Origin of the sequence: Micromonospora sp. NPDC048835 (genome assembly GCF_040649995.1) — a bacterium.
In the GTDB taxonomy this organism is placed as follows: Bacteria; Actinomycetota; Actinomycetes; order Mycobacteriales; family Micromonosporaceae; genus Micromonospora.
The window spans coordinates 43,322-62,616 of sequence record NZ_JBEZGM010000020.1 but is presented as its reverse complement, the minus strand read 5'-3'; the positions used below and the strand labels follow the sequence as shown (position 1 = coordinate 62,616).

At 68.4% G+C, this 19,295-nt stretch carries 15 protein-coding genes and 3 tRNA genes; all 18 read left to right on the top strand.

Translation table 11 applies throughout. The features are described from left to right. The first annotated feature begins 691 nt into the window (after positions 1-691). The 18 genes from AB0C15_RS23060 to AB0C15_RS22975 all read left to right on the top strand — a co-directional run bounded on the left by AB0C15_RS23060 (position 692) and on the right by AB0C15_RS22975 (position 19,098). Positions 692-3,163, top strand: a complete 2,472-nt coding sequence (locus AB0C15_RS23060; RefSeq protein ID WP_357355115.1) for a bifunctional diguanylate cyclase/phosphodiesterase — start codon at positions 692-694, stop codon at positions 3,161-3,163. A 93-nt stretch (positions 3,164-3,256) separates the two neighbouring features. Then, positions 3,257-3,329, top strand: a tRNA-Thr gene (locus tag AB0C15_RS23055). Positions 3,330-3,353: 24 nt separating this feature from the next. Next, positions 3,354-3,426: transfer RNA gene (locus AB0C15_RS23050), tRNA-Met, on the top strand. A gap of 132 nt (positions 3,427-3,558) precedes the next feature. Then, entirely contained in the window at positions 3,559-3,726 is a 168-nt protein-coding gene (gene rpmG / locus AB0C15_RS23045; protein ID WP_007073056.1) for a 50S ribosomal protein L33, read from the top strand. Between the two features lie 124 nt (positions 3,727-3,850). Beyond that, positions 3,851-4,297, top strand: a complete 447-nt coding sequence (locus AB0C15_RS23040; protein ID WP_357355025.1) for a MaoC family dehydratase N-terminal domain-containing protein — start codon at positions 3,851-3,853, stop codon at positions 4,295-4,297. A gap of 1 nt (position 4,298) precedes the next feature. Next, positions 4,299-4,691 carry a MaoC family dehydratase gene (locus AB0C15_RS23035; RefSeq protein ID WP_357355023.1) on the top strand — a complete coding sequence of 131 codons (393 nt, stop codon included), beginning with the start codon at positions 4,299-4,301 and terminating at the stop codon, positions 4,689-4,691. Positions 4,692-4,820: 129 nt separating this feature from the next. After that, positions 4,821-4,893 (top strand) — tRNA-Trp (locus AB0C15_RS23030). A gap of 211 nt (positions 4,894-5,104) precedes the next feature. Beyond that, positions 5,105-5,497, top strand: a complete 393-nt coding sequence (gene secE, locus AB0C15_RS23025; protein WP_357355021.1) for a preprotein translocase subunit SecE — start codon at positions 5,105-5,107, stop codon at positions 5,495-5,497. 38 nt (positions 5,498-5,535) lie between these two features. Further along, positions 5,536-6,258: a transcription termination/antitermination protein NusG gene (nusG, locus tag AB0C15_RS23020; protein WP_112584800.1), complete on the top strand. Its 723-nt coding sequence runs from the start codon at positions 5,536-5,538 to the stop codon at positions 6,256-6,258. A 186-nt stretch (positions 6,259-6,444) separates the two neighbouring features. Next, positions 6,445-6,876, top strand: a complete 432-nt coding sequence (gene rplK / locus AB0C15_RS23015; protein WP_357355020.1) for a 50S ribosomal protein L11 — start codon at positions 6,445-6,447, stop codon at positions 6,874-6,876. Between the two features lie 78 nt (positions 6,877-6,954). Next, positions 6,955-7,671 carry a 50S ribosomal protein L1 gene (gene rplA / locus AB0C15_RS23010; protein WP_357355018.1) on the top strand — a complete coding sequence of 239 codons (717 nt, stop codon included), beginning with the start codon at positions 6,955-6,957 and terminating at the stop codon, positions 7,669-7,671. Between the two features lie 80 nt (positions 7,672-7,751). Further along, complete coding sequence (locus tag AB0C15_RS23005; RefSeq protein ID WP_357355016.1) at positions 7,752-8,642, top strand: ATP-binding cassette domain-containing protein; 891 nt, start codon at positions 7,752-7,754, stop codon at positions 8,640-8,642. Beyond that, positions 8,639-9,328: a hypothetical protein gene (locus AB0C15_RS23000; RefSeq protein ID WP_357355014.1), complete on the top strand. Its 690-nt coding sequence runs from the start codon at positions 8,639-8,641 to the stop codon at positions 9,326-9,328. The genes AB0C15_RS23005 and AB0C15_RS23000 overlap by 4 nt, the downstream gene beginning before the upstream one ends. 334 nt (positions 9,329-9,662) lie before the next feature. Further along, a complete protein-coding gene (gene rplJ, locus AB0C15_RS22995) occupies positions 9,663-10,208 on the top strand; it encodes a 50S ribosomal protein L10 (protein ID WP_112584808.1) in 546 nt (181 codons plus the stop codon). Positions 10,209-10,262: 54 nt separating this feature from the next. After that, positions 10,263-10,652, top strand: coding sequence for a 50S ribosomal protein L7/L12 (gene rplL / locus AB0C15_RS22990; protein WP_357208428.1), 390 nt, complete (start codon positions 10,263-10,265; stop codon positions 10,650-10,652). Positions 10,653-11,221: 569 nt separating this feature from the next. Further along, complete coding sequence (locus tag AB0C15_RS22985) at positions 11,222-14,653, top strand: DNA-directed RNA polymerase subunit beta (protein ID WP_354819619.1); 3,432 nt, start codon at positions 11,222-11,224, stop codon at positions 14,651-14,653. 94 nt (positions 14,654-14,747) lie between these two features. Continuing rightward, positions 14,748-18,635 carry a DNA-directed RNA polymerase subunit beta' gene (locus tag AB0C15_RS22980; protein WP_357355011.1) on the top strand — a complete coding sequence of 1,296 codons (3,888 nt, stop codon included), beginning with the start codon at positions 14,748-14,750 and terminating at the stop codon, positions 18,633-18,635. 94 nt (positions 18,636-18,729) lie between these two features. Next, positions 18,730-19,098, top strand: a complete 369-nt coding sequence (locus AB0C15_RS22975; RefSeq protein WP_357355009.1) for a hypothetical protein — start codon at positions 18,730-18,732, stop codon at positions 19,096-19,098. The last annotated feature ends 197 nt before the right edge of the window (positions 19,099-19,295 follow it).

Genomic DNA, 19,295 nt, shown 5'->3' with positions numbered 1-19,295 from the left:
TCCGATTCTATGGATCGGAGAGGATTGTTGTGTTCAACTGGTCACCGGTTGCGAGTCCGCCCAGCGGGGCGCGGATGGTCCGGGGGAGAGTGGGAAGTTCCGGTACGTCACCTGCCTGCTTGGCACTCCGGGCGGGCTTTGCCACTGGAAGCGGCATCCATGACGTAGATCCAAATTGTGGCTATAACTCGAACACGCATCATCTGCGCGTCTCCTGGGACAAGCCAACGACCTTGCAGGGCTTCCGTCGTTGAAGCGTTCGGGCCGGCTGGTTGGGCTGCGCTGCTCAGCCGTCCGACCGCTTTGCGGGCTGCCTCGTGTGTGGCACCATCGTGGAATCTTGCCTTCCCGACACCCCTGCCACGAGGAGCAAACGATGTCTGGTCAAAGGCTGGCCCGGCGGGTCGGCATGGTGTTTGCAGCACTGGCTTTCGTTGTGATGGCAGGCGGGGCTTCCGGGACTTTCGGGGACTTCCAGGCTTTTGACTACGTCTGGACGGCACCGCAGCACTAGTCGAGGCGGGTGACGCCAGGGCCGCATCTGATGGTGTGGTCAGCCTCGTTCCCGGGTGTGCGTCCTTCGCAGCAGTGACCGGTAAGGAGTGGGATGGCTGGCCGCCGGTCTGCGTCGGGTGGCTCGGGGTCTCCGCGACGCCCGGCCCAGTACGCATGGTTCATCACCGGCCCGTTGATGTTCCTGGCCGTCGTCTTCTCGATGACGATCGGGCTGGTGACCCCGAACCGGCCGCACCCCTCGGGGTCCTGGGGGCTCGCCGCCGTCCTGCTCTGCGTAATGGTGATCGCCGGCCTGCCAATGCTGAACTTCGTCATCGGGCGGCAGTCCTTCGGGGTGCGGCTCGTCGAGATTCCGCTGGTGCCGGCGTTCGTCTTTCTTCCGCCGCTGATGGTCGTCCTGGTCTACACCCTCTCCACGCTGATAACCCACCTGCGGTACCGCTTCGGCGCGGAGAAACTGGCCTTCAACGTCGCCAACGCTGCTGCGGCCGTTTCGCTCGCCGGCCTCGTGTTGTTGGCGCTCCCACCGGTCGAGGGCGTTGGGCCACGGACGTGGGGCGTGCTCTTCGCGTCCGTCGGCACCGTCGTGGTGTCGACCCTCGCCGGCGTGGCCGGGGTGATCGCGATCATGCACGGCCGGCACGCCGCGCTGGGTGTGCTGCGTAGCGGTTTGCCCTCGCTGCTGGCCAACGGTGTCAACCTCGTGGTCGGGTTGATCGTCCTGATCGCGGTGGACAGCACCTGGTGGTCGGCCGTGCTGATCGTCGTGCTCGGGTTCGCCCTCGCGAAGGTCTACCGGTCGTACGAGCAGTTCTTCCGGCAGCACCGGACGCTCGGCGACATGTACGAACTCACCCAGGCGATGACCGCCAACGGGCAGAGCGGCAACCTGGCTGACGTCCTCCTCGGTCGGATCCGGGGGCTCATGCAGGCCGAGTACGCGACGCTGTGGCTGCCGGCCCAGGGGCGTCATCCGGAGGTGATGCTCACCGCGCGGGTCGACGACGCCGGCCTGTTGGACACGTCGCCGACGCCGGTGGCCGTACGCGAAGAGGCGCTTCGCCAGCGCCGCAGCCTGTCGATGGGTGTTCGACTCGGGGACGAGGAGAGCCTGCGGGAACCGTTGCGGGCCACCGGTGTGAAGGACATCATCGTGGTGCCGCTCTACTCGGGCCAGGCGGTGATCGGCACACTCGAGGTGGTCAACCGGCTCAGCGACGTCGGTCACTTCACGCCTGGCGACATCCCCGTCTTCGAGACGGTCGCCGCGCACGCGGCGGTTGCCCTGGAAAATTCGCGGCTTGTCGATCGGCTGCGACACGACGCGTACCACGATGCCCTGACCAAGCTGCCCAACCGCCGGCGGATCACCGCCGCTCTGGAGGAGTCGGTCAAGTTCCGCACCGACGGCGAAGTGGTGGCCCTGCTGCTCTTCGACGTCGACGGGCTGCGCCAGGTCAACGAGTCACTGGGGCACGCGGCCGGGGACAAGGTCCTCGCCGAGGTCGCCAGCCGACTACGGGCCAGCGCGCCGTCGTCGGCCCTGGTGGGCCGTGCCGGCGGGGACGAGTTCCTGGTGACGCTGCGGTTGGAGAGCGCGGAGGCCGCGCTGGAGTTGGCCGCCCAACTGCGTGACCAGATCCGCGACGAGATGGTCTTCGACGCGCTCACCCTCGACGTGAACACCGCCGTCGGGGTGGCCGTACACCCGGATCACGGCAGCGATGCGGCGACCCTGTTGCTTCGGGTCGACCTCGCCGCCACCGCGGCCAAGTCGGTGCCGGGCAGCGTGCAGTTGTTCAACCCCGCGCTGGAGTCCCGTTCGCTGCGCCGGTTGGGTCTGGCCGGCGATCTGCGCCGCGCACTGGACCAGGACGAGCTGGAGGTCTACTTCCAGCCCAAGGTGACTCTGCGGGACCGACGCCTGGTCGGTGTCGAGTGTCTGGCCCGGTGGGAGCACCCGGCGCACGGCACTGTCGCTCCGGAGGACTTCGTGGCGGTGGCCGAGCACACCGGCCAGTTGAGCCGGCTCACCGAGGTGGTGCTCCGCGAGGGTCTGCGCCGCAGCCGGGACTGGGCGCTTGCCGACCAGCCGTTGCCCATCGCGGTCAACCTCTCGGCTCGTACGCTCGTCGACCAGCACTTCCCGGACCGGGTGCAGGAGTTGTTGACCGAGTACAAGGTGCCGGCGCAGCGCCTCACCCTGGAGATCACCGAGTCGGGGGTGCTGGACGGCACGGATCGGCCCATCCCCACCCTGCAACGGCTGCGGGATCTCGGCGTACGGCTGTCGGTGGACGACTTCGGCACCGGGGACTCGTCCCTGGCGCACCTGCGCCGGCTGCCGGTGCACGAGGTGAAGGTGGACCGCTCCTTCGTGCAGGGCATGGCGACCGATCCGGGGGACCTGGCGATCGTCAACGCGGTGGTGACCCTCTCTCAGCAGTTCGGTCTGGCCGTGGTGGCCGAGGGGGTGGAGAGCGAGCTGACCCTGGAGCTTCTCCAGGACATCGGCTGTGAGATCGGGCAGGGCTTCCTGTTCAGCAGGCCGCTGCCGTACGAGCGGTTGGCGGCCTGGTTCGGCGCCCAGGTCGAGCCGGAGACGATCTCCGACGGGGAGCTGCCGCGCCTCCGAGTCGTGCCCTGAGCAGGGCACGGACCCTCACCGGGGATCCGATTTCACCTGTCGAGCCGGGCCGTGTACTCTTACTCCTGCGCGCCCCACGGGGAGATCGCGCAGGCCCCCTTAGCTCAGTCGGCAGAGCGTCTCCATGGTAAGGAGAAGGTCTACGGTTCGATTCCGTAAGGGGGCTCGAGGGTTCAGCTGGACCCATCGCAGCGGTGTAGCTCAGATGGTAGAGCAAGCGGCTCATAATCGCTGTGTCGCCGGTTCAAGTCCGGCCACCGCTACTCTCGTCTTCCGGGCTCGTTGCCGGTGGTCGTAAGAATGGGCGCTTCTGGCGCCCACTTTGCATGTCCGCGCTGTCAGCGTCTAGGCTGGCGCGTCGTAGTTGTTTCCGTTAGCGAGGAAGGCACTCCGCCGTGGCGAAGGCTACCGATGTCCGGCCGAAGATCACTTTGGCGTGTGTGGAGTGCAAGGAGCGCAACTACATCACGCGCAAGAACCGGCGCAACGACCCCGACCGCATCGAGCTGAAGAAGTTCTGCCCGCGCGACGGTCGGCACACGGTCCACCGCGAGACCCGCTGACTGCGGGCCGGCCTCGGGCCGGCCGTTGTCGAAGCTTCTAAACGCCGATCTGACCGGTTTGGCACGGCTCCGCCGCTGCCTACCGATCAGGTCGGCGTTTGGCCTTTCCGTGTAGGTTCGCGGCATGCCTCTGGACCCTTCCTTCGTCGGCCGGACGTATCCGCCGACCGCCCCCTACCAGGTGGGCCGAGAAAAGATTCGCGAGTTCGCGAGCGCCATCGGTGCCACCGACCCGGCTCACCACGACCCGGAGGCCGCGCAGGCGCTGGGCCACCCCGACGTGGTGGCTCCGCCGACGTTCCCGGTGATCGTGACGATGGCCGCGAGCCGCCAGATCATCGAGGACCCGGCCCTGGGTGTCGACTACAGCCGCCTGGTGCACGGGGACCAGCGGTTCGCGTACACCAGGCCGGTGGTCGCCGGCGACGAGCTGGTCTGCACCAACACGATCGAGGACGTCAGCACCCGGGGTGGGCACGGCTTCCTGACCACGCGCACCGACGTGAGCACCGTCGGCGGGGAGCCCGTGGTGGCCGTCTGGGCCAGGTACGTCATTCGCGGGGAGGCGTGAGATGGAGTTGTCGGCACAGACGTTCCGGGTGACCCGCGCGGACCTGATCCGCTACGCCGGCGCCTCGGGTGACTTCAACCCGATCCACTGGAGCGACCGGGTCGCCACCGGTGTGGGTCTGCCCGGGGTGATCGCCCACGGCATGTTCACCATGGCGCTCGTCGGCCGGGCGGTCACCGAGTGGGCCGGGTCGCCGGACGCGGTGGTCGAGTACGGCGTGCGCTTCACCCGGCCGGTGGTGGTGCCGGACGACGACCAGGGGACCGAGATCGAGGTCACCGCACGGGTCCGTGAGGTGACCGAGGACGGTCTCACCCGACTCGAGGTGACCGCCACGTGTCTGGGCGACAAGGTGCTGTCGCAGGCGCGGGCGACCATCCGTACGACACGCTGAACCGAGCCCGCCACGCGTGGTGGAGAGACCGGTTGGGAAAGTCGGGCGGGTACCCGTACACTGGTCCGCCGTGGGGCAAGTGACCCCTGCACGGTCGTCTGTGGCCGCGTGGGGCGAGTGTTGCCACATAGGGGTGTAGCTCAATTGGCAGAGCAGCGGTCTCCAAAACCGCAGGCTGCAGGTTCAAGTCCTGTCACCCCTGCGCCTCAGGCCTGACCGTTCCCGTGGGTCGCGCCGCCAGCTCGGCGGCGTCCGGCCCGTGGTGGTGGCATCGGCGGGGTGGCTCGAGGCATTCGGGCCCTCCGGTGATCCACCGGCCGCGGCCCGTCGCGGGACGGTTGGGCCCGGCCGGCGTGACCAGCGCCGCGTACGCCGTTCGGCGTGCGACCCCAGATTCCGCGACGGAGGGCGAAGTGGCCGACAACAAGCGGCACGGCGAGGACGCCGGCGACGATCGTCTGGACGACGAGGTCGTCGACGAGGTAGCCGACGACGACGCCTCCAGCGCGGACGAGCCGGTTTCCCGGGGAGGTACCGCCACGCGGTCCCGTGCCCGGGCGGAGTCGGCGGACAGCCGGCCGACCACTCGGTCGGAGACGGGTCGGGTGGGCGTCTTCGGCCGCATCGCCCGGTTCTTCCGCGAGGTCGTTGCCGAACTGCGTAAGGTCATCTGGCCGACCCGCAAGGAGTTGCTGACCTACACCGCCGTGGTGGTGGCGTTCGTCACGGTGATGCTGACGATCGTGGGTGTGCTGGACTTCGGCTTCGCCAAGGTCGTGTTGTTTGTCTTTGGCAACTCGGACTGACCGGCTGCCTCCAGCCATAGTGACGGAAGTGAGCGAGCGTGCCTGAGTACGACGAGACCGCCGGACCGGTGGACGAGCAGTCCACGGTCGCGACGGCGGCTGGTGACGAGTCGGTTGAGGCCGCCAGCGAGCCGGAGTTCCCCACCACCGAGCCCGCACCGGACGAGGACTACGACCCCGTCGCCGAGCTGCGCCAGAAGCTGCGTTACGCACCGGGTGACTGGTATGTGGTGCACTCGTACGCCGGTTACGAGAACAAGGTGAAGACCAACCTCGAGACCCGGATCACGAGCCTCGACATGGAGGACTTCATCTACCAGGTCGAGGTGCCGACCCGGGAAGAGGTCGAGGTCAAGAACGGTAAGCGTTCGCAGATCCAGGCCAAGGTCTTCCCGGGTTACATCCTGGTCCGGATGGAGCTGACCGCCGAGTCCTACTCCTGCGTGCGGAACACCCCGGGGGTGACCGGCTTCGTCGGCGCGACCGACCGGGCCGACCGGCCCGCTCCGCTCTCGCTCGACGAGGTGCTGAAGTGGTTGGCGCCCGCTGTGGAGACCGAGCAGAAGAAGGCGAAGCCGGAGATCAAGGTCCTCGACTTCGAGGTGGGCGACTCCGTCACCGTCACCGACGGCGCGTTCGCGTCGCTGCCGGCCACGATCAGCGAGATCAACGCCGACCAGCAGAAGCTCAAGGTGCTGGTGTCGATCTTCGGTCGCGAGACTCCGGTGGAGCTCAACTTCAACCAGGTCGCCAAGATCTGACTGGTCGTCGGCGGCGGGTCCGACCCGCCGCCGACGTCGGCGTACGCGCTCCCGCTCGACCTCGGCGGACGAGTGGGCTGCGGCCTGCGCTACTCTTGAATGTCGCCGCTGTCCCACCGCGCTGACCGTGCGCGCCCGAGGGCGGCGACAGCCGCATTTTCCCAGCTCCAAGCCCCAGGAAGTGACATGCCTCCGAAGAAGAAGCTCGTCAAGACGTTCACGCTTCAGTTGCCTGCGGGCCAGGCCACGCCGGCGCCGCCGGTCGGCCCCGCGCTCGGCCAGCACGGCGTGAACATCATGGAGTTCTGCAAGTCCTACAACGCGCAGACCGAGTCCCAGCGGGGCGACATCGTCCCCGCCGAGATCAGCGTCTACGAGGACCGGTCCTTCACGTTCGTGCTGAAGACCCCGCCCGCCGCCCGGCTGCTGCTCAAGGCCGCCGGTGTGCAGAAGGGGTCTGGCGTTCCGCAGTCCGACAAGGTCGGCGCGGTCAGCCGTGGCCAGCTTCGTGAGATCGCCGAGAAGAAGATGGCCGACCTCAACGCCAACAGCCTCGAGCAGGCCGAGAAGATCATCGCCGGCACCGCCCGGTCGATGGGCATCACCGTCAACGACTGACGTCTGCCCCGACCTTCGTTCCGACCGTGGGAGGGCTCGCGCCGAGCGGCCCGCCAGAGACCACAGGAGTAATCAGCAATGCAGCGCAGCAAGAGCTACCGCAAGGCCGCCGATGTCATCGACCGGTCGAAGCTGTACACCCCCACCGAGGCCGTGAAGCTGGCCAAGGAGACCACCAACGTCAAGTTCGACGCCACGGTCGAGGTCGCCATGCGCCTCGGCGTCGACCCCCGCAAGGCGGACCAGATGGTCCGCGGCACGGTCAACCTGCCGCACGGCACCGGTAAGACCGCCCGCGTGATCGTGTTCGCCAGTGGCGCGAAGGCCGAAGAGGCCGCCGCCGCGGGTGCCGACGAGGTGGGCACCGACGAGCTGGTCGCCCGGATCCAGGGTGGTTGGCTCGACTTCGACGCGGCGATCGCCACGCCGGACCAGATGGCCAAGATCGGCCGGATCGCGCGGATCCTGGGCCCGCGCGGTCTCATGCCGAACCCGAAGACCGGCACGGTGACCATGGACGTCACCAAGGCGGTGTCGGACATCAAGGGCGGCAAGATCACCTTCCGGGTGGACAAGCACTCCAACCTGCACCTGATCATCGGCAAGGCCTCCTTCACCGAGAGCCAGCTGGTGGACAACTACGCCGCGGTGCTCGACGAGGTGCTGCGTGCCAAGCCGTCCGCGGCCAAGGGCAAGTACCTCCGCAAGGTCATCCTGACCACCACGATGGGCCCGGGTGTCCCGGTCGACCCGAACCTGGTGAAGAACCTCCGGGAGGACCAGGCCGACGCCTGAGTCGACAGTTCGCTCCACCGGGGCGCCGCCACGACTGTGGCGGCGCCCCGGCGCGTTCGAGGTGTGGCACGCTCGACCCCATGCGGCTGGAGAATGTCTGGTTGCGGTACCACCGGCGGGGGCCGTGGGTGCTGCGGGGTGTCGACGTGCGGATCGGTCCCGGCGAGGTGGCGATCGTGCTGGGCCGCAACGGGGTGGGCAAGTCGACGCTGCTCCAGGTGGCCGCGGGGGTCCTCCGGCCGGGCCGGGGTCGGGTCACCGACCGGCCGGCGCGGGTGGGGTGGGTGCCGGAGCGTTTCCCCGCCGACCAACCGTTCACCGTGACCCGCTACCTGACCGGGATGGCCCGGGTGGCGGGGCTGGGCCGGGCTGCGGCCGACGAGGCGGTGACCTCCTGGACCGACCGGCTCGGGTTGTCCGCCTTCCGCTCGGTCCGGCTACCGGAGCTGTCCAAGGGCACCGCGCAGAAGGTGGGCCTGGCCCAGGCGATGCTGCGCCCGCCGGGCCTGCTGGTGCTCGACGAGCCGTGGGAGGGGCTGGACGCCACCACCCGCGAACTGGTGCCCGAGTTGATCGCCGAGGTGCTCGCCGCCAACGGGTCCGTCCTGGTCAGCGACCATCGTGGCGAGACGGTCCGCCTGCCGTCCGCGCGACGCCTGGTGGTCGCCGACGGCACGCTCTCCGAGGGGACGTCGTCGACGGACGAGACGATCGCGGTGGTCGAGGTCGCGGTGCCGGCCGCGCGGGTCGCCGGCACCGTCGCCCGGTTGCGCGCCGAGGGCCATCAGGTGCTTCGGGTACGCGCCGACGCCTCCACCGCCGGACTCCAGGCCCGACCGGCCGAGCCGTTCCGGGCGGCAGGTGCTGCCCGACCCGCCGAGCCGCCGCTCGACGTGGCCGGGGAGTCGCCAGCGGAGCGACCGGACGCCCCCGACGCCATGGTCGAGCCGGCGACGGGGGAGGCCCGGTGACCGCCCTGGTCCGGATGCGGCTGGCCGGTCTCCTGCGCACCGGCCGAGCGGTGGCACCGATCCTCGCCGGCCTGATCACGCTCGGCATCCTCTACGGCGGTGGCCGCGCCCAGCCGGCGGAGGCGTACGGCGTCTCCGCGGTCGTGCTGTTCCCGGTGCTCGCCTGGCAGACCAAGATCCTGTTGGACGTCGAGCCGGACGTGCAGCGTCGGCTGGCGCAGGTGACGGTCGGGGTGGCCCGGGAGCGGTTGGCCGGGCTGTTCGCCGCCGCGGTGGCGGCGCTGGTGACGGTGGCCGTCGCGCTGCTCTTCCCGTGGCTGGTGGGCGGGGTGTCCGGTCCGGTCGACCCGGGAGACCGTTCGATTCCGGTCGGTCTCGCGCTGGGGCTGTGGGCGCACCTGCTCGTCGTACCCGCTGCGGTTGCTCTCGGGGCGCTGGCCAGCCGGGCCTCGGTCGGCGGCGCGGGGTACGGCGTCGCGGTCTTGGCCCTCGGCGGGGTCGGCGCGGTGGTGTTCGGCCTGACCGACTCGGTGGCCCCCTGGCTGGCACCGCCGATCATGGCGGTCGCCCGCACCACCGCGGGCGACGCGGCCGCGCTGACCCTGCTGGGGTTGACCGGGTGGGCGCTGGCCTGGAGCGCCGCGGTCGTCGGTGGCTACCTGTGGCGGCGGCGCCCCCAGGGCTGACCCCGTCCGGTGACCCAGCTCACCAGGGGCGATTTGGCGCTGGTGAGCTGGGCGCGTAGTCTTCAACAGTCATCCGTGTTCTCATGGATGAGGAACCACCCAGAGACCGCTGGTCACCGTGCTCCGGCACGGTCGAAGGTCCCGCGACAACGGGCGACCCGCGTAGGGCGGCAAGCGTAACTCGGCAGTGAACGTGGTCCGCCGACCACGATGATCCGCCGGCCCTCGCCCCGTGCGCCCTGCGCCGGGGCTTTTTCGTTGTCGTGCTGCCTCCGCCCCCGTTCCGGCTTCGGCTGAGACGGGGACCAGCCTCGAGTAACGAGAGAGGAGGGACATGGCGGACAAGCCGATCCGGGCCGACAAGGCCACGGCCGTCGCTGAGCTGACCGAGAGCTTCCGCAGCTCGGGCGCCACCGTGCTGACCGAGTACCGCGGTCTGACGGTTTCCCAGCTCACCCAGCTTCGGCGCTCGCTCGGCGCCGACACCAGCTACACGGTCGCGAAGAACACGCTGGCCAAGCGTGCTGCGACGGACGCGGGCATCACCGGCCTCGACGAGCTGTTCACCGGTCCTACCGCGCTGACTTTCGTTTCGGGCGACGTCGTCGAGGCGGCGAAGGGGCTTCGCGACTTCGCGAAGGCCAACCCGAAGCTCGTCATCAAGGGCGGTGTCTTCGAGGGCAAGGCCATCACCGCGGCCGAGGTCACGAAGCTTGCCGACCTGGAGTCCCGCGAGGTGCTGCTGGCCAAGCTGGCCGGCGCGATGAAGGGCAACCTGAGCAAGGCCGCGGCCCTGTTCCAGGCCCCGCTGTCGAAGACCGCCCGTCTGGCGGCTGCACTGCAGGACAAGCGCGAGAAGGAGGGCGCCGAGGCGGCCTGAGGCCCCCACGGCGCACCAGTTCTTACTTAACAGAATCAGGAAAGGACGCCAGATATGGCGAAGCTCAGCACCGACGAGCTGCTCGACGCGTTCAAGGAGATGACGCTGATCGAGCTCTCTGAGTTCGTGAAGCAGTTCGAGACGACCTTCGAGGTCACCGCGGCCGCTCCGGTCGCGATCGCGGGCCCGGGTGGCGGTGGCGGCGGCGCCGCTGCCGAGGCCGAGCCGGAGCAGGACGAGTTCGACGTCATCCTCGAGGCTGACGGCGGCAAGAAGATCCAGGTCATCAAGGTCGTGCGTGAGCTGACCGGCCTGGGCCTCAAGGAGGCCAAGGACGCGGTCGAGTCCGCGCCGAAGGCCATCCTGGAGAAGGTCAACAAGGAGACCGCCGACAAGGCGAAGGCCAAGCTCGAGGGTGAGGGCGCCAAGGTCACCCTCAAGTGACCTGACGTTCCACACACGCGTGCCCGGCTCGTGAGCTGGGACACCATCGCGTCGCGGCGGGCGGTGATCCGACACGGATCACCGCCCGCCGTGTTGGTGCGGCTGACTCCGATCGGCCCTGAGCTGGGCTCCGACCAGCGCCGCCGTCGACCGAAGTGCGGGCGGCGGGTCGCCCTCCAGGGGGAAACACGGCGCGAGGGCAATACCGGCCCTTGACGCGGCCCGGGGCTGCCAGGCACGCTGACACCAGCAAGACACCGCGCTTGCGACGGCCACGACGTGGGTATGACAGCGACGGCACCATCGGTCGCGGTAACCCGAGCGGCCCAGTGGGGAGTTGCGTTCTGAGCGGCCCGGCAGACCCCGGTTGACGGGGGTCGAGGTGCGCTCCGCAAACAACCTGCGGGGTGGGCTGGACAGCGGTTAGCCTCTCGGCTACACTGCTAGTTTGCGCTGCCTTCCGACTTGACCCCTGCTCGGAAATGTCCGTTTACGGATATTTCTGGTGGGGTCATTGGAGTGCACGCGTACCAGCCGTTCTGCAGCACCGGTCCTCGGAAGGACGCATCTTGGCAGCTTCCCGCCCTGCGAAGACCAGTCGTACGTCGAGCGCATTCGCTCCCCGCCGAGTTTCATTCGGCAGGATCACCGAACACCTCGAGGTCCCCAACCTCCTTGCCATTCAGAACGAGTCCTTCGACTGGCTCGTCGGCAACGAGGCTTGGCAGGGCCGGTCGGCGGACGACCCGCACGCACGCTCGGGTCTCGCGGAGATCCTTGAAGAGATCAGTCCCATTGAGGACTTCTCCGGCACCATGTCGCTCTCCTTCTCAGCGCCGCGCTTCGATGAGGTCAAGGCCTCGATCGAGGAGTGCAAGGAGAAGGACCTGACCTACTGCGCTCCGCTCTTCGTGACCGCGGAGTTCACCAACAACACCACTGGCGAGATCAAGAGCCAGACGGTGTTCATGGGTGACTTCCCGATGATGACGCCCAAGGGCACCTTCGTCATCAACGGCACCGAGCGCGTCGTGGTCAGCCAGCTCGTCCGGTCCCCGGGCGTGTACTTCGACAAGCAGCCGGACAAGACCTCCGACCGCGACCTCTCCAGCGTCAAGGTCATCCCGAGTCGGGGTGCCTGGCTGGAGTTCGACATCGACAAGCGCGACACGGTCGGCGTACGCATCGACCGTAAGCGTCGGCAGGCCGTCACCGTCCTGCTCAAGGCCATCGGATGGTCGGCCGAGCGTATTCGTGAGAAGTTCGGCTGGTCCGAGCTGATGATGACCACGCTCGAGAAGGACCACATCGCCGGCGCCGACGAGGCCCTGCTCGACATCTACCGCAAGCTGCGCCCTGGCGAGCCGCCGACGCGCGAGAACGCCCAGACCCTGCTCGACAACCTCTTCTTCAACCCGAAGAGGTACGACGTCGCCAAGGTCGGGCGCTACAAGTTCAACAAGAAGCTGGAAGTCGACGTGCCGATCACCACCGGCACGCTGACCGAGGACGACATCGTCGCCACCGTGGAGTACCTGTGCCGGCTGCACGCCGGTGAGGACGGCTACGAGGCCGACGACATCGACCACTTCGGCAACCGGCGCCTCCGCACCGTGGGTGAGCTGATCCAGAACCAGGTTCGGGTCGGCCTGTCCCGGATGGAGCGGGTCGTCCGCGAGCGGATGACCACGCAGGACGTCGAGGCGATCACCCCGCAGACCCTGATCAACATCCGCCCGGTGGTGGCGGCGATCAAGGAGTTCTTCGGGACGTCCCAGCTGTCCCAGTTCATGGACCAGACCAACCCGCTGGCGGGCCTGACCCACCGGCGTCGGCTGAGCGCGCTCGGCCCGGGTGGTCTGTCCCGGGAGCGGGCCGGCTTCGAGGTCCGCGACGTGCACCCGTCCCACTACGGCCGGATGTGCCCGATCGAGACGCCTGAAGGCCCGAACATCGGCCTGATCGGCGCGCTGTCCACCTTTGCCCGGGTCAACCCGTTCGGCTTCATCGAGACGCCGTACCGGAAGGTCGTCGAGGGTCGGGTCACCGACCAGATCGACTACCTGACCGCGGACGAGGAGGACCGGTTCGTCAAGGCCCAGGCCAACGCGCGCCTGAAGGCTGACGGCACGTTCGCCGAGGACCGGGTGCTCTGCCGTCGTAAGGGCGGCGAGACCGAGGACGTCGTCCCCGGTGCCGTCGACTACATGGACGTCTCGCCCCGGCAGATGACCTCGGTCGCGACCGCCATGATCCCGTTCCTCGAGCACGACGACGCCAACCGGGCACTGATGGGCGCGAACATGCAGCGCCAGGCGGTGCCGCTGGTCAAGGCCGAGGCGCCGCTCGTGGGTACGGGCATGGAGTACCGGGCCGCGGTCGACGCTGGCGACGTGGTGGTCGCCGAGGTCGGCGGTGTGATCGAGGATCTCTGCGCCGACTACGTCACCATCCACCAGGACGACGGCCACCGCCGGACGTACCTGCTGCACAAGTTCCGCCGCTCCAACGCCGGCTCCTGCGTCAACCAGAAGCCGGTGGTCTTCGAGGGCGACCGCGTCGAGGCCGGTCAGGTCATCGCCGACGGTCCGTGCACCGACGAGGGCGAGATGGCACTCGGACGCAACCTGCTGGTGGCGTTCATGTGCTGGGAGGGCCACAACTACGAGGACGCGATCATCCTGTCGCAGCGCCTCGTGCAGCAGGACGTGCTCACCTCGATCCACATCGAGGAGCACGAGGTCGACGCCCGGGACACCAAGCTCGGTCCGGAGGAGATCACCCGCGACATCCCGAACGTCAGCGAGGAAATGCTCGCTGACCTCGACGAGCGCGGCATCATCCGGATCGGCGCCGAGGTCGTCCCCGGCGACATCCTGGTCGGCAAGGTCACGCCCAAGGGCGAGACCGAGCTGACCCCGGAGGAGCGGCTGCTCCGCGCGATCTTCGGTGAGAAGGCGCGTGAGGTTCGGGACACCTCGCTGAAGGTGCCGCACGGCGAGACCGGCACGGTCATCGGTGTGCGCACGTTCTCCCGCGAGGACGGCGACGAGTTGCCGCCGGGTGTCAACGAGCTGGTCCGGGTCTACGTCGCCCAGAAGCGCAAGATCCAGGACGGCGACAAGCTCGCCGGCCGGCACGGCAACAAGGGCGTCATCTCGAAGATCCTGCCGGTCGAGGACATGCCGTTCCTCGAGGACGGCACCCCGGTCGACATCGTGCTCAACCCGCTCGGTGTGCCGAGCCGGATGAACATCGGCCAGGTGCTGGAGACCCACCTCGGTTGGGTCGCCAAGACCGGTTGGAAGGTCGAGGGCGACGACGCCGAGTGGAAGCGCCAGCTTCGCTCGATCGACGCGCACGAGTCCGTGGGGGACACCAACGTGGCCACCCCGGTCTTCGACGGTGCCCGCGAGGAGGAGATCTCCGGTCTGCTCGAGTCGACCCTGCCCAACCGGGACGGCAAGCAGCTGATCGGGCGCACAGGTAAGGCGCAGCTGTTCGACGGTCGTTCCGGTGAGCCTCTGCCGGACCCGATCGCGGTCGGTTACGTCTACATCCTGAAGCTCAACCACCTGGTCGACGACAAGATCCACGCTCGGTCGACCGGCCCGTACTCGATGATCACGCAGCAGCCGCTGGGTGGTAAGGCGCAGTTCGGTGGTCAGCGTTTCGGTGAGATGGAGTGCTGGGCGATGCAGGCGTACGGCGCTGCCTACGCCCTGCAGGAGCTGCTCACGATCAAGTCCGACGACGTGCTCGGCCGGGTGAAGGTCTACGAGGCCATCGTCAAGGGCGAGAACATCCCGGAGCCGGGCATCCCGGAGTCGTTCAAGGTGCTGCTCAAGGAGCTGCAGTCGCTGTGCCTCAACGTTGAGGTGCTTTCCAGCGACGGTGTGGCCCTGGAGATGCGCGAGACCGACGACGAGGTGTTCCGGGCCGCTGAGGAGCTGGGCATCGACCTGTCCCGGCGCGAGCCGAGCTCGGTCGAAGAGGTCTGAGGTGAGCGGTCGGGGGGGGGGGGGGGGGGCCCCCCCCCCCCCCCCCCGACTCCACCCGAGAATTAGCAGTACAGACGACGACATAGGGGACATAGTGCTCGACGTCAACTTCTTCGACGAGCTGCGCATTGGTCTCGCCACCGCCGACGACATCCGTCAGTGGTCGCACGGCGAGGTCAAGAAGCCTGAGACCATCAACTACCGCACCCTGAAGCCGGAAAAGGACGGGCTCTTCTGCGAGAAGATCTTCGGTCCTCAGCGGGACTGGGAGTGCTACTGCGGTAAGTACAAGCGCGTGCGGTTCAAGGGCATCATCTGTGAGCGCTGCGGCGTCGAGGTGACCCGCTCCAAGGTGCGCCGTGAGCGGATGGGGCACATCGAGCTCGCCGCTCCGGTGACCCACATCTGGTACTTCAAGGGCGTTCCGAGCCGGCTGGGCTACCTGCTGGACCTCGCCCCCAAGGACCTCGAGAAGATCATCTACTTCGCCTCGTACGTCGTGACGAGCGTGGACGCGGAGTCGCGTCACCGTGACCTCTCGACGATCGAGAACGAGATCCTGGCCGAGAAGCGGCAGTCCGAGAACAGCCGCGACTCGGAGATCGAGAAGCGGGCCGCCAAGCTCGAGGCCGACCTGGCCGAGCTGGAGGCCGAGGGTGCCAAGGCGGACGTCCGGCGCAAGGTCAAGGAGGGCGGAGAGCGCGAGATGCGCCAGATCCGCGACCGGGCCCAGCGCGAGATCGACCGCCTGGACGAGGTGCTGGACACCTTCCGCAAGCTGGAGCCGAAGCAGCTTGTCACCGACGAGCTGCTCTACCGCGAGCTGCGCGACCGGTTCGGTGAGTACTTCACCGGCTCGATGGGCGCGGAGGCGATCAAGGCGCTGGTCCAGAACATGGACCTCGACGCCGAGGCCGAGAGCCTGCGGGAGACCATCCGGTCCGGCAAGGGCCAGCGGAAGATCCGGGCGCTCAAGCGACTCAAGGTCGTCGCGGCGTTCCTGAACACCCGCAACTCGCCGCTCGGCATGGTGCTGGACTGCGTCCCGGTCATCCCGCCGGACCTGCGCCCGATGGTGCAGCTCGACGGTGGCCGCTTCGCGACCTCGGACCTGAACGACCTGTACCGCCGCGTGATCAACCGGAACAACCGTCTCAAGCGGCTGATCGACCTCGGCGCTCCCGAGATCATCGTCAACAACGAGAAGCGGATGCTCCAGGAGGCCGTCGACGCGCTGTTCGACAACGGCCGTCGCGGCCGGCCGGTCACCGGTCCGGGTAACCGCCCGCTCAAGTCGCTGTCCGACATGCTCAAGGGCAAGCAGGGCCGGTTCCGGCAGAACCTGCTGGGCAAGCGCGTCGACTACTCGGGCCGTTCCGTCATCGTGGTCGGCCCGAAGCTCAAGCTGCACCAGTGCGGTCTGCCCAAGCAGATGGCACTGGAGCTGTTCAAGCCGTTCGTGATGAAGCGGCTGGTCGACCTCAACCACGCACAGAACATCAAGTCCGCCAAGCGGATGGTCGAGCGTCAGCGCCCGGTCGTGTGGGACGTGCTCGAAGAGGTCATCGGCGAGCACCCGGTGCTGCTCAACCGTGCACCGACCCTGCACCGCCTGGGCATCCAGGCCTTCGAGCCGCAGTTGGTCGAGGGCAAGGCGATCCAGATCCACCCGCTGGTCTGCACCGCGTTCAACGCCGACTTCGACGGTGACCAGATGGCGGTGCACGTGCCGCTGTCCGCCGAGGCACAGGCCGAGGCCCGGATCCTGATGCTGTCGTCGAACAACATCCTCAAGCCGGCCGACGGTAAGCCGGTCACCATGCCCACCCAGGACATGGTCATCGGTCTCTACCACCTCACCCACCGCACCGCCGGTGAGCGGGGCGAGGGCCGGGCGTTCAGCTCGGACGCCGAGGCGCGGATGGCCTTCGACAACGGCGAGCTGCACCTGCAGGCGCCGGTGAAGATCCGTCTTCGGAACGTGGTCGGTGTCGACAACGGCTCCGGTGCCGAGGCGTGGACCGCCCCGGAGGGCTGGGTCGAGGGCGACCCGCTGACCGTGGAGACCACCCTGGGTCGGGTGCTGTTCAACGAGACGCTGCCGCAGGGCTACCGCTTCGTGAACTACGAGATCCGCAAGGGTCAGCTCTCCGCGATCGTCAACGACCTCGCCGAGCGCTTCCCCAAGGTGGCGCTGGCCGCCACCCTGGACGGGCTCAAGGAGGCCGGTTTCCACTGGGCCACCTGGTCCGGCGTGACGATCGGCATGGAGGACGTCATCGCTCCGCCGCGTAAGGCGGAGATCCTGGCGCGGTACGAGAAGGACGCCGACCAGATCGACAAGCAGTACCAGCGTGGTCTGATGACCGCCGAGGAGCGTCGCGGCGAGCTCATCGAGATCTGGACCAAGGCGACCAACGAGGTCGCCAAGGAGATGGACACCGCGCTGCCGCAGGAGAACCCACTGTGGAAGATGATCAACTCGGGTGCTCGCGGTAACCTGCTCCAGCTCCGGCAGATCGCGGCGATCCGTGGTCTGGTGGCCAACCCCAAGGGCGAGATCATCCCGCGGCCGATCAAGGCCAGCTACCGGGAGGGTCTGTCCGTGCTGGAGTACTTCATCTCCACGCACGGTGCCCGTAAGGGTCTCGCCGACACCGCGCTGCGGACCGCCGACTCGGGTTACCTGACCCGTCGTCTGGTGGACGTGTCGCAGGACGTCATCATCCGCGAGGAAGACTGCGGCACCGACCGGGCGATCCCGATGCAGATCGGCGAGAAGCTGGACGGCAAGCTCGTCGTCCACACCCACGCCGAGACCAGCGTGCACGCCCGTACCCTGGCCGACGACATCAAGGGGCCGGACGGCACCGTGGTGGCCGAGCGCGGTCAGGACATCAACTCCATCGGGGTCGACAAGATCGTCGCCGCTGGTGTGGAGACGGTCCGGGTGCGCAGCGTGCTCACCTGCGAGTCGAAGCTGGGCGTCTGCGCGGCCTGCTACGGCCGTTCGCTGCCGACCGGTAAGTCGGTCGACATCGGCGAGGCGGTCGGCATCATCGCCGCCCAGTCCATCGGTGAGCCCGGTACGCAGCTGACGATGCGTACCTTCCACACCGGTGGTGTCGCGGGTGAGGACATCACCCAGGGTCTGCCGCGTGTGCAGGAAATCTTCGAGGCCCGGGTCCCGAAGGGTAAGGCGCCCATCGCCGACACCCCCGGTCGGATCCGGATCGAGGACGGCGAGCGCTCGCGCAAGATCATTGTGGTACCGGACGACGGCAGCGAAGAGATCGTCTACGACAAGATCTCGAAGCGGGTCAAGCTCCGGACCCACGACGGCGGTCACGTCGCGGTCGGCGAGAAGCTGACCGAGGGCACCATCGACCCGCACGAGCTGCTGCGGATCATGGGTCCGCGGGCGGTCCAGGTCCACCTGACCAGTGAGGTCCAGGAGGTCTACCGCTCGCAGGGTGTGCTCATCCACGACAAGCACATCGAGATCATCATCCGCCAGATGCTCAAGCGGGTGACGGTCATCGACTCCGGCTCGACCGAGTTCCTGCCGGGTGTGCTCGTCGACCGGGCGCTGTTCGAGTCGGAGAACCGCCGGCTCGTCTCGGAGGGCGGCGAGCCCGCCGCTGGTCGTCCGGTGCTGATGGGTATCACCAAGGCCTCGCTGGCCACCGACTCCTGGCTCTCGGCGGCCTCCTTCCAGGAGACCACCCGGGTGCTGACCGACGCTGCGATCAACTCGCGCAGCGACTCGCTCGTCGGCCTCAAGGAGAACGTGATCATCGGAAAGCTCATCCCGGCGGGTACCGGCATCAGCAAGTACCGCAACGTCCGGGTCGAGCCGACCGAGGAGGCCAAGGCCAAGGTCTACTCGATGACCGGTTACCCGGAGACCGACTACGGGTTCGGGCCGGCCGGCGGGCAGGCAGTGCCGCTGGACGACTTCGACTTCGGGTCGTACCGCTAAGCACCAGTAACACGACGAGGCCCCCGGTGAAAGCCGGGGGCCTCGTCGTGTCCGTGCCCACCCACCCCCGGGCCGGGTTCGGCATGATGGGGGGATGACGACCGCACCCGGGCAGGTGTCCGTCGCCCAGCAGGGCCTGCGCCACCCGCTGGACCCGGACCCGGCGCGCGCCACGAAGGCACGGGCGGTCTTCGCGCTGGGCCTCATCGGCATGCTGACCGGGCTGTTCATCGGCGGTGTGGTGCCGGCCACGGTGGCCCTGCAACTGGCCCGGCAGGCGCGTCGCGAGGCGTACGCCTCGGGGGGTTTCCTGACCGGCGGCGTCTGGCTGCGTCGGGGAGAGTGGATGGCCTGGGCCGGCCTGGTCCTGGTCGCGGTCAGCGTGGTGGCCGCGGTGGTCGTCGGGGTGGTCCGCCTGGCCGGCGCGCCGTTCGGTCACGACTACCCGGCGAACATGGACTGAGCCGGCGGCTGCCGCGCCGGGCGCGGGTGGCGGCCCCGGCGGCGGTAGCCTGGCCGGTGTCCGCCGTGCGACGGTGGCGGCCTTTTCGACAGGAGGACCTCGTGACGGAACCGGTGCGCCCCGCTGCGGACGAACCGGCCGGCCCTCCGGACCCGCCGGCTCCTCCGTCCCAGCCCAGTGACTGGGCGCGACCCGGC